12 protein-coding genes are annotated in these 13,185 nt (G+C 73.2%); 3 read left to right on the top strand and 9 right to left on the bottom strand.

What is annotated here, in order from left to right; translation table 11 throughout:
* Positions 1-132: 132 nt before the first annotated feature.
* From ACWEFJ_RS23210 to ACWEFJ_RS23180, 7 genes are all read right to left on the bottom strand, one after another.
* Positions 133-1,416 (bottom strand): NB-ARC domain-containing protein, encoded by a 1,284-nt coding sequence (locus ACWEFJ_RS23210; protein WP_378091577.1) that lies wholly within the window; start codon positions 1,414-1,416, stop codon positions 133-135.
* A 358-nt stretch (positions 1,417-1,774) separates the two neighbouring features.
* Complete coding sequence (locus tag ACWEFJ_RS23205; RefSeq protein ID WP_378091579.1) at positions 1,775-3,007, bottom strand: MFS transporter; 1,233 nt, start codon at positions 3,005-3,007, stop codon at positions 1,775-1,777.
* A 131-nt stretch (positions 3,008-3,138) separates the two neighbouring features.
* Entirely contained in the window at positions 3,139-3,966 is an 828-nt protein-coding gene (locus tag ACWEFJ_RS23200; RefSeq protein ID WP_378091581.1) for an isocitrate lyase/PEP mutase family protein, read from the bottom strand.
* 88 nt (positions 3,967-4,054) lie between these two features.
* Positions 4,055-4,846 carry a hypothetical protein gene (locus ACWEFJ_RS23195; RefSeq protein ID WP_378091583.1) on the bottom strand — a complete coding sequence of 264 codons (792 nt, stop codon included), beginning with the start codon at positions 4,844-4,846 and terminating at the stop codon, positions 4,055-4,057.
* Positions 4,843-5,778 (bottom strand): ABC transporter ATP-binding protein, encoded by a 936-nt coding sequence (locus ACWEFJ_RS23190; protein WP_449715012.1) that lies wholly within the window; start codon positions 5,776-5,778, stop codon positions 4,843-4,845. Before ACWEFJ_RS23190 ends, ACWEFJ_RS23195 begins: the two co-directional genes overlap by 4 nt.
* Complete coding sequence (locus ACWEFJ_RS23185; RefSeq protein WP_378091587.1) at positions 5,775-6,020, bottom strand: helix-turn-helix domain-containing protein; 246 nt, start codon at positions 6,018-6,020, stop codon at positions 5,775-5,777. The genes ACWEFJ_RS23190 and ACWEFJ_RS23185 overlap by 4 nt, the downstream gene beginning before the upstream one ends.
* Entirely contained in the window at positions 6,020-6,499 is a 480-nt protein-coding gene (locus ACWEFJ_RS23180) for a DUF2975 domain-containing protein (protein ID WP_378091589.1), read from the bottom strand. Before ACWEFJ_RS23180 ends, ACWEFJ_RS23185 begins: the two co-directional genes overlap by 1 nt.
* Positions 6,500-6,777: 278 nt before the next feature.
* On the opposite strand from ACWEFJ_RS23180, the gene ACWEFJ_RS23175 reads away from it, so the two are divergent.
* Positions 6,778-8,217, top strand: a complete 1,440-nt coding sequence (locus tag ACWEFJ_RS23175) for a phosphatase PAP2 family protein (protein ID WP_449715011.1) — start codon at positions 6,778-6,780, stop codon at positions 8,215-8,217.
* 153 nt (positions 8,218-8,370) lie between these two features.
* Entirely contained in the window at positions 8,371-9,744 is a 1,374-nt protein-coding gene (locus ACWEFJ_RS23170) for a glycoside hydrolase family 6 protein (RefSeq protein ID WP_449715010.1), read from the top strand.
* Between the two features lie 272 nt (positions 9,745-10,016).
* On the opposite strand, the gene ACWEFJ_RS23165 is transcribed toward ACWEFJ_RS23170, so the two are convergent.
* Positions 10,017-10,625: an SGNH/GDSL hydrolase family protein gene (locus ACWEFJ_RS23165; protein ID WP_378091595.1), complete on the bottom strand. Its 609-nt coding sequence runs from the start codon at positions 10,623-10,625 to the stop codon at positions 10,017-10,019.
* A gap of 204 nt (positions 10,626-10,829) precedes the next feature.
* Here ACWEFJ_RS23165 and ACWEFJ_RS23160 point away from each other — a divergent pair, with 204 nt between their 5' ends.
* Positions 10,830-12,668, top strand: a complete 1,839-nt coding sequence (locus ACWEFJ_RS23160; RefSeq protein ID WP_449715009.1) for an ABC transporter ATP-binding protein — start codon at positions 10,830-10,832, stop codon at positions 12,666-12,668.
* On the opposite strand, the gene ACWEFJ_RS23155 is transcribed toward ACWEFJ_RS23160, so the two are convergent.
* The gene (locus ACWEFJ_RS23155) at positions 12,660-13,022 is read right to left on the bottom strand and encodes a DUF6223 family protein (RefSeq protein ID WP_449715008.1); all 363 of its coding nucleotides are present in this window, start codon (positions 13,020-13,022) and stop codon (positions 12,660-12,662) included. The genes ACWEFJ_RS23160 and ACWEFJ_RS23155 overlap by 9 nt on opposite strands.
* Between the last annotated feature and the right edge of the window lie 163 nt (positions 13,023-13,185).

Genomic DNA, 13,185 nt, shown 5'->3' with positions numbered 1-13,185 from the left:
GTACCGCGATCGTCACCGGACAATTCCCGGTTCGTCGCCCGCCGGTGCGGGGGAAGTAATTTCCGGGTGCGCCGGAATAGGTACCCCGGACGCACCCGGATCAATTACGACAACCGACCGACGCGCCTACAGTCAAGCCGACGTCACAGTTGATCGGTAGTGTCGTCCGGCCGTGACAATCAATTCCTGGCGGGTGGACCGGCGCACCGCGTGGCCGGCGGCGCGCAGGTCGAGCGCGAAGGTGCGGGCCAGGGGGTCGAGCCGGTACGCGCCCGGCCGGCCGGCGCAGCGCAGCAGCCCGGCGTCGGCCAGCTCGTACACCGGCTCGTCGTCGGCGAACGCCCCGCCGAGCACCGGCTCGTCCACGGGCTGGTGCGCGAGCTGGTGCAGCAACGCCTTGGCCGCGTCGCCGAGCCCCAGGTAGGCCGACTGGTAGGACTCGCGGACCGACAGGTCGCCGATGCGCAGCCAGTCCAGCAACGCGCCCGGCTCGGTCAGCCGCGCGAGCAGCCGGCCCACCGGCAGGCCCGGCCTGGCGGCGAGCTTGCGCGCGGCGATGTCCAGCGCCTGCGGCAGGTCGCCGCACAGCCGGGCGAGCCGGTCGCAGTCCTCGGGCTCGACCACCACCGGGTCCGGCAGGCCCGCCGTGAGCATGGCGATGGCCTCGGCCCGGGACGGCACGCCCAGCCGCAGCCGGCGCACGTCCCGCAGGCCGAGCAGCGGCGCGCGGGACACGATCACCGTGGTGCTGTGCGGGCTCTCCGCCAGCAGCGGCCGGACCTGGCGCTCGTCGCGCACGTTGTCCAGCAGCACCACGACCCGGCGTTCGGCGATCAGCGACCGGTACAGGCCGGCCTGCTGGTCGAGGGTGTCCGGCAGGCCCTCGACGGGCACGCCCAACGCGCGCAGGAACCCGTCCAGCACGGTCCGGGCCCCCCGCTCCCCCGGCTCCAGCGGCCCCAGGTCGACGTAGAGCTGCCCGTCCACCGCGTCGGCGGCCAGGCGGTGGACGTGGCGCAGCGCGAGTTCGGTCTTGCCGACGCCCGCCGGTCCGGTGATCACCACGGGGGTGACCGTGTCCGCGGCGAGCAGGCGCAGCTCCTCGGCCCGGCCGACGAACCCGCGCGGCCTCATCGGCAACTGCGCCGGTCGCGGCACGGCCGAGCGCGGCCCCGCCGGTTCCGGCCGGACCGCCGCGGCGGCCGCCTCGGGACCCAGCCCGCTCGACACCTCCAGCCACCGGCGCCGCCACTGCTCGCGGTCGCCGCCGCACGCGGCCACGAACGCGAGGGTCACCTGCAACGTGGGCATCCGGTGGCCGCTGGCCGCGCTGGACAACACCGACGAGGAGTACAAAGCCGCCCGACCCATGTCCCGGTACGTGGGGTTGCCCGCCCGGGCCCTCAGTCGTCTCAATTCGCTCGCGAAAGTCGCGACCGCGCCGGACGAGGCATCGACAGGTTTTTCCGGTCTACCCATCCCCAGCGGATCCCTTCCTCTCCAGGTGCGGGCCAAGCATGAATAAGGGGTGGAGTTCCCGCTACCGCCGATCGGAGGACCATAGGATTTGAATATGACCACTGAGCGCAGCACGTAACGTCGCAGGTAGAGGCATTATGTGACACTATGTCATCGGCCGTGAGCGGCGCGTCGCCACCTATTCCAGAGTGACCGGGAAATACACCGGAAAGAAGTATTGCGCAGGTCCTGCGGACGCCGACGGGCCCGGCGGGGACGTCACCCGCCGGGCCGGTCGCCGGTGCTGTGAGAAGGGTTACCCGGCCGTGCCGGCGGGCCTGCGCTCCCGCATGCCGAGCACGGCGAACCAGCCGCCGACCAGGCCGAGCACGCCGCACAGCAACCACACGCCGTTGCCGAACGCGCCCCAGGCCAGCACGCCGAGCGTGGGTCCGAGCGCCGAGCCGAGGCCGAACGTGGCCTGGTGCGTGCCGACGTACCGGCCGCGGACCGAGGCGGGGGCCTTGGCCGGGTGCGCGAACATCGTCGGGCCGCTGATCATCACGCCGAGCACGAACACCCCGGTGCTGAGCACGATCACGACCGCGTGCGAGCCGAGCCCGTACCCGGCCGCGCCCAGGCCCATGACCGCCGTGCCGACCGCGCCCGCCGCCCACGGCGCCCAGTCGCGGACGTACGAGGTGATCTTCAGCTCGGACACCACGAGGATGATCGACGCGGTGGTCAGCACGATGCTGTAGAGCACGGCCGGGTGGCCCTCGCCGGTGATCTTCAGCGGGAGCGCCACCACGTACTGCACGTAGATCAGCGTGCCGAGCAGGGTGGAGGCGAGGAAGGCGAGGAACCGGGCGTCGCGGATCATCACCGCGTAGGCCGACCGCTTCTGCGCGCCGGACTCCGCCTCGTCCTCGTCGTCGCGCGGCGCCGCGGTGGCGGGCAGCGTGAGCCGGGCCACCACGGCGTAGGCCAGCGCCGACGCCGCGTCGAAGTAGAACAGCAGGTCCCAGTCGAGCAGGATCAGCCCGGCCGCGATGAGCGGCGCGAGCGCCGCGCCGCCGTTGAGGGCGATGCGCATCATGGAGAACGCCATGACCCGGTGCTCGGCCGGCATCAGCTCGCTGAGCAGCACCGCCGCCGCGGGCCGGTAGCACTGGGTGGCCAGGCCCGCCGCGCCGATCACGACCAGCAGCACGCCGAACAGGCCGGGCGTGCTCAACGACGGCATCACCGCGAGGACCGCCGCCGACGCCGTCATCGCGCCGACGATCGTGGCCCGCGGCCCGAGCCGGTGCACCAGCTCGCCGCCGAGCAGCGTGCCGAGCACCGCGCCGGCGCTGTAGCAGGTGAGCGCGATCCCGGCCTGGCCGATGGAGAACTCGCGCATCGTCAGGTAGAGCACCAGGAAGGTCTGCGCGAACGCGCCGAGCTGGTTGACGAGCACGCCGCCGAGCAGGTAGCGGACGGCCGGCGGCGTGGCCCTGACGCTCGCGAGGACGCCGCCCGGTCTGCCCGCTTCCTTCGTGGTCACTGCGAATCCCCATCCGTCCCGGAGCCGAACACGCCCGATACCCCGCCGGGACGCGGTCGCGCGCCCCGACGGGGTACCAGTCCAGCGGAGTCGGACGTTGTCCGACAGGGTTGATCTGACCTGGCGATCAATCAGCGGGCGAACACGCCGTTGACGGCGCCGAAGTCCAGCGCGCCGTCCAGCTCGGCGTAGGTGCCCTTGGTCAGCACCTCCTCGGCGGCGCGGTGCGCCACGGAGAACGCGGCCTGGGCGACCGCCGTGCCCAGGCTGACCCGCCGGACGCCGACGGCCTCGAACTCGGCCACCGACGGCGCGCCGGGGCCCGCCATCACGTTGACCGGCAGCGGCGAGCCCTCGACCAGCCGCTTCAGCACGTCCAGGTCGACCAGGCCGGGGACGAACAGGCTGTCCGCGCCCGCCTCGGCGTAGGCCGCGGCCCGCGTGAGCACGTCGTCCAGCCGGCCCTCGGGCTCGCCGACCTGGAAGAGGAACACGTCGGTGCGGATGTTGACCACCAGCTCGGGCAGGCCGGCGCGCTCCGCCGCCTCCCGCGCCGCGCGCAGCCGGGCGGACTGCTCCTCGACGGTGAACAGCGGCACCCCGAAACCCTTGGAGTCCTCGATGTTCACGCCGACCGCGCCGGCCGCGACGACGGCCTCGACGGTGGCCGCGACGTCCTCCGGCGCGTGGCCGTAGCCGCCCTCGACGTCGGCGGTCACGGGCACGTCCACGGCGGCGGCGACCAGGCGGACCTGCTCGACCATCTCGTCACGGGACAGGGCCTGCCCGTCGGGCCTGCCCAGGGCCCACGACACCCCGCCACTGGTCGTGGCGATCGCCTTCGCGCCGGCGCGGGCGATCAGGGCGGCGCTGCCCGCGTCCCACGCGTTGGGGAGCACGAGCACCCCGTCCGCGTGGAGTTCACGCAGTAAGTCCGCCTTGGGCTTGTTGTTGTGCATGGATCGTCACCTTTCCGATGACCGCGATCGGGTGGGGCGGCGCATCGTAACAACATCGACTGACGATCGAGTGGCCTCGCCGGCCGCGTCACCGGTTCGCGTCGTCGCGCGCCAGCCGCAGCCACCCGAGCAGCAGCGTGCCGCCGGCCCAGCACAGCAGGGTGGTCGCCGACGACGTCGTCGTCATCCCCGGCACCTCGCCGACCAGCAGGAACGCCGCACCGGAGCCGGGCAGGACGTCGGCGATCGCGTCGGTCCAGGCGAAGCCGAAGTTCGGCAGCACCAGCGGCAGCACGAGCATCAGCAGGAACACCACGACGAGCGTGCCCGCGGTGTTGCGCAGCAGGAACCCCAGCCCGAGGGCGAACGCCGCGCCGGCGGCGAAGGCGAACACGACCTTCGGCAGCACGTCGCCCGCGCCCGCCAGGGTGAGCAGGGGGCTCGCCGCGACGAACGACGCGAGCGCGGCCACCGACAGGAGCAGCGCACCGAGGACCGCGGCCACCGCGACCGCGACCACCGCGCGGGCCAGGAAGAACACCGGCCGCCGCGGCGTCCACTGCAGGCTCGGCACGATCCCGCCGGTCGCGTAGTCCGACGTCACCGCGGTGAGCGCCAGGGCGAGCACGGCGAACTGACCCGGCAGGCCGGTGACCGCCGCCGCGGCCCACGCCGAGGCGCCGCGCGGCGCCTCGGCGGCCGAGGCAGCCTCCAGCCCCGCGATGGTCGAGATGCCCGCCATGACCAGGACGCCCGCAGCCAGGCACCACCAGGTGGACCGCACCGTCCACAACCTGGTCCACTCCGCCGCGCAGGCGCGGGCGAACACCCGTCCGCCCCGGACCTCGCGGCGGACTTCCCGTGCGACGACGGCCGTCACCGCGCCCCCTCGGTCGTGGCGGGCACCGGCTCCCGGCCGTGGTGCTCGACGCTGCTGTCGGTCAGTTCCAGGTACGCCTCCTCCAGGGACTGGCGCACCTCGGAGAGGTGGTGCAGCGGGATGTGCCGGGCGTGCGCGAGGCCGCCCACGTCCTCGGCGGCGCCGCCCTCGACCAGCAGGTCGCCGTCGGCCTCGCGCTGCGCGGTGAGCCCGCGCTCCCGCAGCGCGTCGAGCAGGAGGTCCGGTCGCGGGCTGCGCACCCGCACCTTGGTCCGGCCGAGCCCCTGGAGGATCTCCCGCGTCGAGGTGTCGGCGATCAGCCGGCCGCGGCCGATCACCACCAGCCGGTCGGCGACCTGCTCCACCTCGCTCAGCAGGTGGCTGGACACCAGCACGGTGCGGCCCTCGTCGGCGAGCCGGCGCAGCAGGCCGCGGATCCACCGGACGCCGTCCAGGTCCAGCCCGTTGACCGGCTCGTCGAACACCAGCACGGCCGGGTCGCCGATCAATGCCGTGGCGATGCCGAGGCGCTGCCGCATGCCCAGCGAGTAGCCCTTGATCCGGCGGCGGGCCGCGCCGGCCAGCCCCACCCGCTCGATGACCTCCTCGACCCGCCGGGCGGGCAGGCCGTTGGTCCGGGCGGCCACGCGCAGGTGGCCGCGCCCGGTGCGGCCGGGGTGCGCCGCGCCGGGGTCGAGCAGCGCGCCGACCTCGCGCAGCGGCTCGGCGAACGTCGCGTACGGCCGCCCGTTCACCAGCGCCGTCCCGGAGGTGGGCCGGTCCAGGCCGAGCAGCACCCGCATCGTGGTGGACTTGCCCGCGCCGTTCGGCCCGAGGAAGCCGGTCACCGTGCCGGGCTCGACCCGGAAGCTCAGGTCGTCCACGGCGAGCACGTCGCCGTACCGCCTGGTCAGGTTGCGGACCTCGATCACCGGCGGTCCCCGTCCCCGTCGGCGGCCGCGTCGTGCTCGTCGTCCACCCATTCGAGCAGGTCGCCGGGCTGGCACTCGAGCACCCGGCACATGGCCTCCAGGGTGCTGAAGCGCACGGCCTTGGCCCGGCCGTTCTTCAGCACGGCCACGTTCGACGGGGTGAGCCCCACCCGTTCGGCGAACTCGCCGACGCTCATCTTGCGCTTGGCCAGTTCGACGTCGATGCGCACGATGATCGGCATCAGATCACCGATTCCATGTCGCTGCGCAGTGTCGTGGCCTGCCGCAGCAGCGCCCGCATGACCACCATGAGCAGGCCGACCACGGTGAGCCCGATCGACAGCAGGAACAGCAGCAGCGGCACACCGGGATCGTCGGCGTTGAAGCCCACGTAGAGGAACACCGCCTGGAACACCACCCAGGCCGCGGCGATGGCCCACACGATCAGGTCCACCCACCTCAGCGACGCCTCGCTGAAGATGCGGTCCTTCTTCACCAGCGTGAGCAGCTTCCAGATCGCGACGATCACCACCTGCACGCACAGCACCCAGAACACCGTCACGGCGGTCAGCGGCCACCGCAGGTACGCCACGTCCGGGTTCTCCCGGGCCATGTGCCGGAACTGACCCGGCAGCGACATGACCTGGAACAACAGCAGGACGCCGAACATCAACACGAGGAACACCCGGAGCGCCGCTACCGCTCGATGCGTTGTGACCATGCATCGAGTCTCGCGCGTTACCTATCGAATGTCAATCGGTAGCTACCGATTTGCGACAACTACCTACCGTAAGACGATCAGCACGGACGGTCAGACCGCGACCTGTCCGCAGTGGACCGACGCACGACCTTTGTGGACGGTCTGGTGTCTATTGTGGAGTGTTCTGCCGCCTTTACCGGAGGGCGAACGGAAGCGCAACGAAGGTCACCGAACCGTCGCGCCGGGGGTTGCACGGTGATCCTTCGGGGCACACCACACGGGTGACGGCGACTCGGGATGTGCGACAGGCGGTGGCGGCGGAGCGGTTCGCGGTGCGGAGCGCGGTATCGCTGGTCGTCGCGGCCACCGCGGGCGTCGCGTTCGCGGTCGTGGTGATGGTGGTCTGGTCGGAGTGGTCGCCGGTGCGCGACCTCGACCAGGCGATCTCGGACGCGGTGACGGGGTGGGTCGCGGCTTCCGGCGTCCTGGTGGCGGTGGCGCGGGGGCTGACCCGGCTCGGCGACACGGCGACGCTCACCGGCCTCACCGCGCTGGCGGCGACGTGGCTGCTGCTGCGCCGACGCCCGTGGGTGGCCGCGCACGTGGTCGTCACCGCGGCCGGCGGCGGGCTGCTCGGCGTGGTGGTGAAGGAGCTGGTCGGGCGGTTGCGGCCGCTGGTGGACGTCGAGGTGGCCACGGCCCCGGGCTGGAGCTTCCCGAGCGGCCACACGGTCGGCGCGACCGTCACCTACGGCGTGCTGGTGCTCGTGTTCGCCTCCGTGCGCCGGGCGCGGGTGGTGCTGGTCCCGTCGGCGCTCGGGATCGTGCTGGTGGTGGGCCTCACCAGGGTGGCGCTGGGCGTGCACTTCGCCACGGACGTGCTCGGCGGTTGGCTGCTCGGCCTGCTGTGGCTGGCCCTCACCACGGAGGTGTTCCGCCGGTGGCGGCGCGACGAGGGCCTGGCGGACGTGCCGCTGTCCCGCGGCCTGGTGCCCGAGGCGGCCGACGACCTGCGGCCGGCGTCCGGGCGTCGGGTCCGCCCGCCGCGCGGCACGTGGCGCGCCGCGGCCCGGCTGCTGGTGGTCTGGGGCCTGCTGCTGGGCGCGCTGTTCGGGCTCGGCTCGCTGCTCACCGCCGCCGGGCCGGACGTGCCGCCGGCCTGGGACCGCGCCGCGGTCGAGTGGCTGGCCGACCGCCGCACGCCGTGGTGGGACGCGGTGATGGAGGATGTGGGCGGGTTCAGCGGCACGGGCCCGGTGATGGCCGCCGCGGCGGTGGTCTGCGTGATCGCGTTGGCCGCGACGCGGTCCTGGCGGCCCGTCCTGCTGGTCGTGCTGGGGTTGCTCGGCGAGGTCTCGCTGTTCCTGGTCACCACGGCGGTGGTCGACCGCGCCCGCCCGGCGGCGAGGCTGCCCGGCGACCTGCCGCCGACGTCGAGCTTCCCGTCCGGTCACGTCGCGGCGTCCCTGGTGCTCGGCACGGCGGTGGCGCTCCTGGTCGCGCGCGGCACCCGCCGGTGGTGGCGCGGACCCGTGGTGGCGCTGGCGCTCGCCGTCCCGGTGCTGGTCGCCGCGCAGCGCCTCTACTCGGGCGTCCACTACCCCACCGACGTGCTCGGCAGCGTGCTGCTCGCCCTGCCGTGGATCGCCGCCGCGCGCTGGGCGACGACGGCCGGGACCACCGCCGCGAAGGAATTCGAAAGCGATTCGAAATCGAACGCGGTCGAATCGGGAATATGAGTGTTCGACGGCGGCTTCCGCCCGGAATGGAATTCCACCCCATTGAACGTGAAATGTCTTCACGGAGCGTCGCGCGCCTGCTACGGTCCGATTTCCGGAAACGTTCCCGGAAATCCGCCGCCGGTTGCGCACCCCCCCATCAGGGAGCCGAAGATGCCACTGAAGTCATCACCAGGCCCGACCAGGAAAAGGCGCGGACTCGCGGCGACGGCGGCGTTCGCGCTCGCCGCCGCCACGGCGCTGGGCGCGGGCCCCGCCGCGGCCGACGTGAGCGCCGCCGCGCGCGTGGACAACCCCTATTCCGGGGCGTCGGTGTACGTGAACCCGGACTGGTCCGCGAAGGCGCGGGCCGACGGCGGGTCCGCCATCGCGAACCAGCCGACGTTCGTCTGGCTGGACCGGATCGCCGCGATCAACGGCGTGAACGGCGCGCGCGGCCTGCGCGCGCACCTGGACAACGCCCTGAGCCAGGCCGCCGGGCGCACGATGGTCGTCCAGTTCGTGATCTACAACCTGCCCGGCCGCGACTGCGCGGCGCTCGCGTCCAACGGCGAACTGGGGCCGGACGACCTGCCCCGCTACAAGACCGAGTACATCGACCCGATCGCCGCGATCATGGGCGACTCGAAGTACGCCAACCTGCGCATCGTGACGATCATCGAGATCGACTCGCTGCCGAACCTGGTGACGAACGTCGGCGGCCGGCCGACCGCCACCGCCCAGTGCGACCGGATGCTCCAGAACGGCAACTACGTCAACGGCGTCGGTTACGCGCTGGCCAAGCTCGGCGCGATCGGCAACGTCTACAACTACATCGACGCCGCGCACCACGGCTGGATCGGGTGGGACGACAACTTCGGCGCGTCCGCGACGTTGTTCGCGCAGGCCGCCCGCGCGTCCGGCAGCACGGTCGACAACGTCACCGGGTTCATCGCGAACACGGCGAACTACGGCGTGCTGAAAGAGGACCATTTCACCGTCAACGACACCGTGAACGGCACTTCCGTGCGCCAGTCGAAGTGGATCGACTGGAACCGGTACGTGGACGAGCTGTCGTTCGCCCAGGCGTTCCGCACGCAATTGATCGGCGCCGGGTTCCGGTCGAACATCGGCATGCTGATCGACACGTCGCGCAACGGCTGGGGCGGCTCCCAGCGCCCGACCGCCAAGGGCCCGACGACGAGCGTGGACGCGTACGTGAACGGCGGCCGCTACGACCGCCGCATCCACCTCGGCAACTGGTGCAACCAGTCCGGGGCGGGCATCGGCGAGCGGCCCCGGGCGAACCCGGCCGCGGGCATCGACGCCTACGTGTGGGCCAAGCCGCCGGGCGAGTCCGACGGCGCGAGCCGGGAGATCCCCAACGACGAGGGCAAGGGCTTCGACCGGATGTGCGACCCGACGTACGGCGGCAACGCCCGCAACGGCAACAACATGTCGGGCGCGCTCGCCAACGCGCCGCTGTCGGGCCACTGGTTCTCGGCCCAGTTCCGCCAGCTCTTGGCGAACGCCTACCCGCGCCTCTGACCCGTCGGCGCGGCGCCGGTGGGGCGGTGTCCGCCTCCGAGCAGACCGGCGGGATCATGATCTCGCCGCTGCCCGGCGGGCGGACCCCGCCCCACCCGGCTCGCACCTGATCACACCCACCCGGCCGGGCCGGTCCGGCACCCCTGTCCCGGTGCCACCGTCCCGGCCACGCCCGCACCGCCGGAGTCCCGGCGGACACCCCCTCACTCCGCCCTACAGCGCGCCGCCTGCCGTGACCGCAGCCGAAATCCCCGGCGAACCTCCGCCCCCGCTCACGCCGCCCAACGGCGCGCCGCCGCGAGCACCCGGGGCGCGAGGGCGTCGGCGATCAGGGCGTACCCGGCGGGCGAGGGGTGGAAGCGGTCCGCGGCGAACAGCCGCGGGTCCGCGGCGAACCGGTCCAGCAGGTCCCGCCCGGGCGCGGCCACGACGCCGCCCGCGCGCACCACCGCGTCGGCCTGCGCACGCGCGTACAGCCCGCTGGCCTGCGACACGAACGCCCGGTACGCGGGCGGCACGTGGGAGAGCACGCCGAGGTCCGGCGCGGTGGCCACCACCACCTCGCCACCGGCCCGGCGCAACGCCGCCACGGCGTCGTGCAGCAGCCCGGCGCCCACCGCCGGCGGCGTGAACGAGGTCAGGTCGTTCGCCCCGATCACCACCAGCGCGAGGTCCACACCCGTCGGCACGGCCGCCCGCACCTGGGCCGCCAACCCGTCCGACCGCGCGCCGGACACGGCGTGCACCCCGAGGTCGACGCGGTGCCCGGCCGCCCGCAGCCGGGCCGACAGCAGCGCGCCCGGGGTCTCCTCGACCCGCGCGCACCCCACACCGACGGCGAGCGAATCACCCAGGACGCGGAAGCGCAGTTGTGCGGTCATCACCCATCACAACGCACGGGACCCGCCCGGTGCTCCCGACGGCCGGACGTCCTCCGGGCGCGGGTTCGTCGAGCCGGTGAATTGAGCGGGCAATTCACCACCGAAAAGCCGCCCCGCGCGAGAGGGCGCGACGTTTATTCGATCGCCGGCGGTCGCCCGCTGCGGCACGATCGGGTGCGGCAAGGTGCCCCCGGAAGGAGTCGGATGGCCGCGCCCAGGGCCGACAAACCCACCAAGAACCGCAAAAAAGCGGTGTTGCTCGCCTTGCGCCTGTACGGCCGCGAGCTGCGCCGCCACCGGATGCTCGGGGTGGGCGCGCTCGTGCTGCCCGCGCTGGGCAACACCTGTTTGCTCTACCTCGCGCCGCTGGCCGTCGGCGCGCTCGCCGGCCGCCTCGCCGAGGGCGGCGTCACCGGCCTCTCCACCGTGCTGCCGTACCTGCTGGCGTTCTGCGGCCTGATGCTGTTCGCGGAACTGCTGTGGCGCGTCGGCGTGCACTGCCTCAACCGCACCGACGGCCGCGGGATCGAGCACCTGTCCGTGTACGGCATGGACGCGCTGCTCGCCAAGGACGCGGCGTTCTTCCACGACAACTTCGCCGGGTCGCTCACCAAGCGGGTGCTGAGCTTCGCCTCCCGCTTCGAGGAGTTCGTGGACACGGTGGCGTTCCGGATCGTGGCCAACATCGTGCCGCTGGTCTTCGCCTGCGTCGTGCTGTGGGGCTACCACCCGCTGCTGGTCCTGGTGCTGCTCGGGCTGATCCTGCTCACCGGGTTCGTGATCGCGCCGCTCATCCGCCGCCGCCAGCAACTGGTCGACGAGCGCGAGGCCGCCTACGCGCGGGTGTCCGGCCACGTCGCCGACACGCTGATGAACATGGAGACGGTGCGGGCGTTCGCCGCCGAGGAGCGGGAGGGCGCGGAGCACCGGAGCCGGACCGCCGAGAGCCGGGCGCTCGCGCTGCGCTCGTGGGACTACGGCAACCTGCGCATCGACACCGTGGTCGCGCCGCTGTCCGTGCTGACCAACGCGCTCGGCCTCGCGGTCGCGGTCGGGGTCAGCGGCGGGCTCGGGGTGGAGGCCATCGTGGTGACGTTCACCTACTTCAGCAACGCGACCCGGATCATGTTCGAGTTCAACCAGATCTACCGGCGCTTCGAGAGCGCGCTCACCGAGGCCGCCCAGTTCACCGAACTGCTCCTGGACCCGCCGACCGTGCTCGACCCGCCGGACCCGGAACCGTTGCGGGTCAAGGACTCCGGCGTCCGGTTCGACGGCGTGGTGTTCGCGCACGGCGGCAACGAGCCGTTGTTCACGGGCCTCGACCTGGACGTCCCGGCCGGCACCCGGATCGGGCTGGTCGGCCGGTCCGGCGGCGGCAAGACCACGCTCACCCGGCTGCTGCTGCGGCTGATGGACGTGGACGAGGGCCGCATCCTCATCGGCGGCCAGGACATCGCCCGGATGCGCCAGGCCGACCTGCGCGGGCTGATCGCGTACGTGCCGCAGGACCCGGCGATGTTCCACCGGACCCTGCGCGAGAACATCGCGTTCGCCCGGCCGGGCGCGACCGACGACGAGGTGCTGCGCGCCGCCCGTGCCGCCCACGTGACGGAGTTCGCGGAGGCGCTGCCCGACGGGTTCGACACGATGGTCGGCGAACGCGGCGTCAAGCTGTCCGGCGGGCAGCGGCAGCGCGTCGCGCTGGCCCGCGCGATCCTGCGCGACGCGCCGATCCTGCTGCTGGACGAGGCGACCAGCGCGCTGGACTCGGAGAGCGAGCTGCTGGTCCAGGAGGCGCTGTGGCGGCTCATGGAGGGCCGCACCGCGTTCGTCGTGGCGCACCGGCTGAGCACGGTCGTGCGGATGGACCGGTTGATCGTGCTCGACCGGGGCCGGATCGCGGAACAGGGCACGCACGCCGAACTGCTCGACGCGGGCGGCGCGTACGCGAAGCTGTGGCGTCACCAGTCCGGCGGGTTCCTGGACGACTCGGCGGAGGACGCGGACCGGGCGGAGTCGGTCGGCACCCCGTCACGGTGACGGCACGGCGGCGCGGCGGGACCGGGCCAGGGCCAGCCCGCCCAGGACGACCCCGACCAGCCCGACCACCACGGCCACCACACCGCCGCCGAGCCCGTTGCCGGTGCCGAGGCCGCCGTCGGCGGTGATCACCACCAGCGCGCCGGCCACCGCGGCGACCGACCCCGCCACGAGCGCGACCACGGCCCGACCCCGGGCGGAACCGGGGTCGGGCCGGCGGGAGCGGACCAGGGCCAGGCCGCCGACGATCGCGCCGACCAGCCCCAGCGCGCCGGCCACGAGGGCCACGACGCGGCCGGCGCTGAACGTGTAGGCGTCGACCGCGTCGGCGGCAAGCAGGATGTCCACGGACATGGGGTGCTCCTTTTCGGGGACGACTGGACGTCGACCCGAAGCCTGACCGCCGACACCGCCTCCGGTCATCGTGCGCACGGGGACAACCCGCGCTGCCGCGCCCGTGGCAGGACTACCGCGACCGCGGTAGTCGGGGATCGTCCCCGCGCACGAGTCGCCGGCC

This window comes from Actinosynnema sp. NPDC004786 (genome assembly GCF_053601135.1).
Note: the sequence above shows the minus strand (reverse complement) of the source record. Positions and strands in the feature narration are given on the sequence as shown.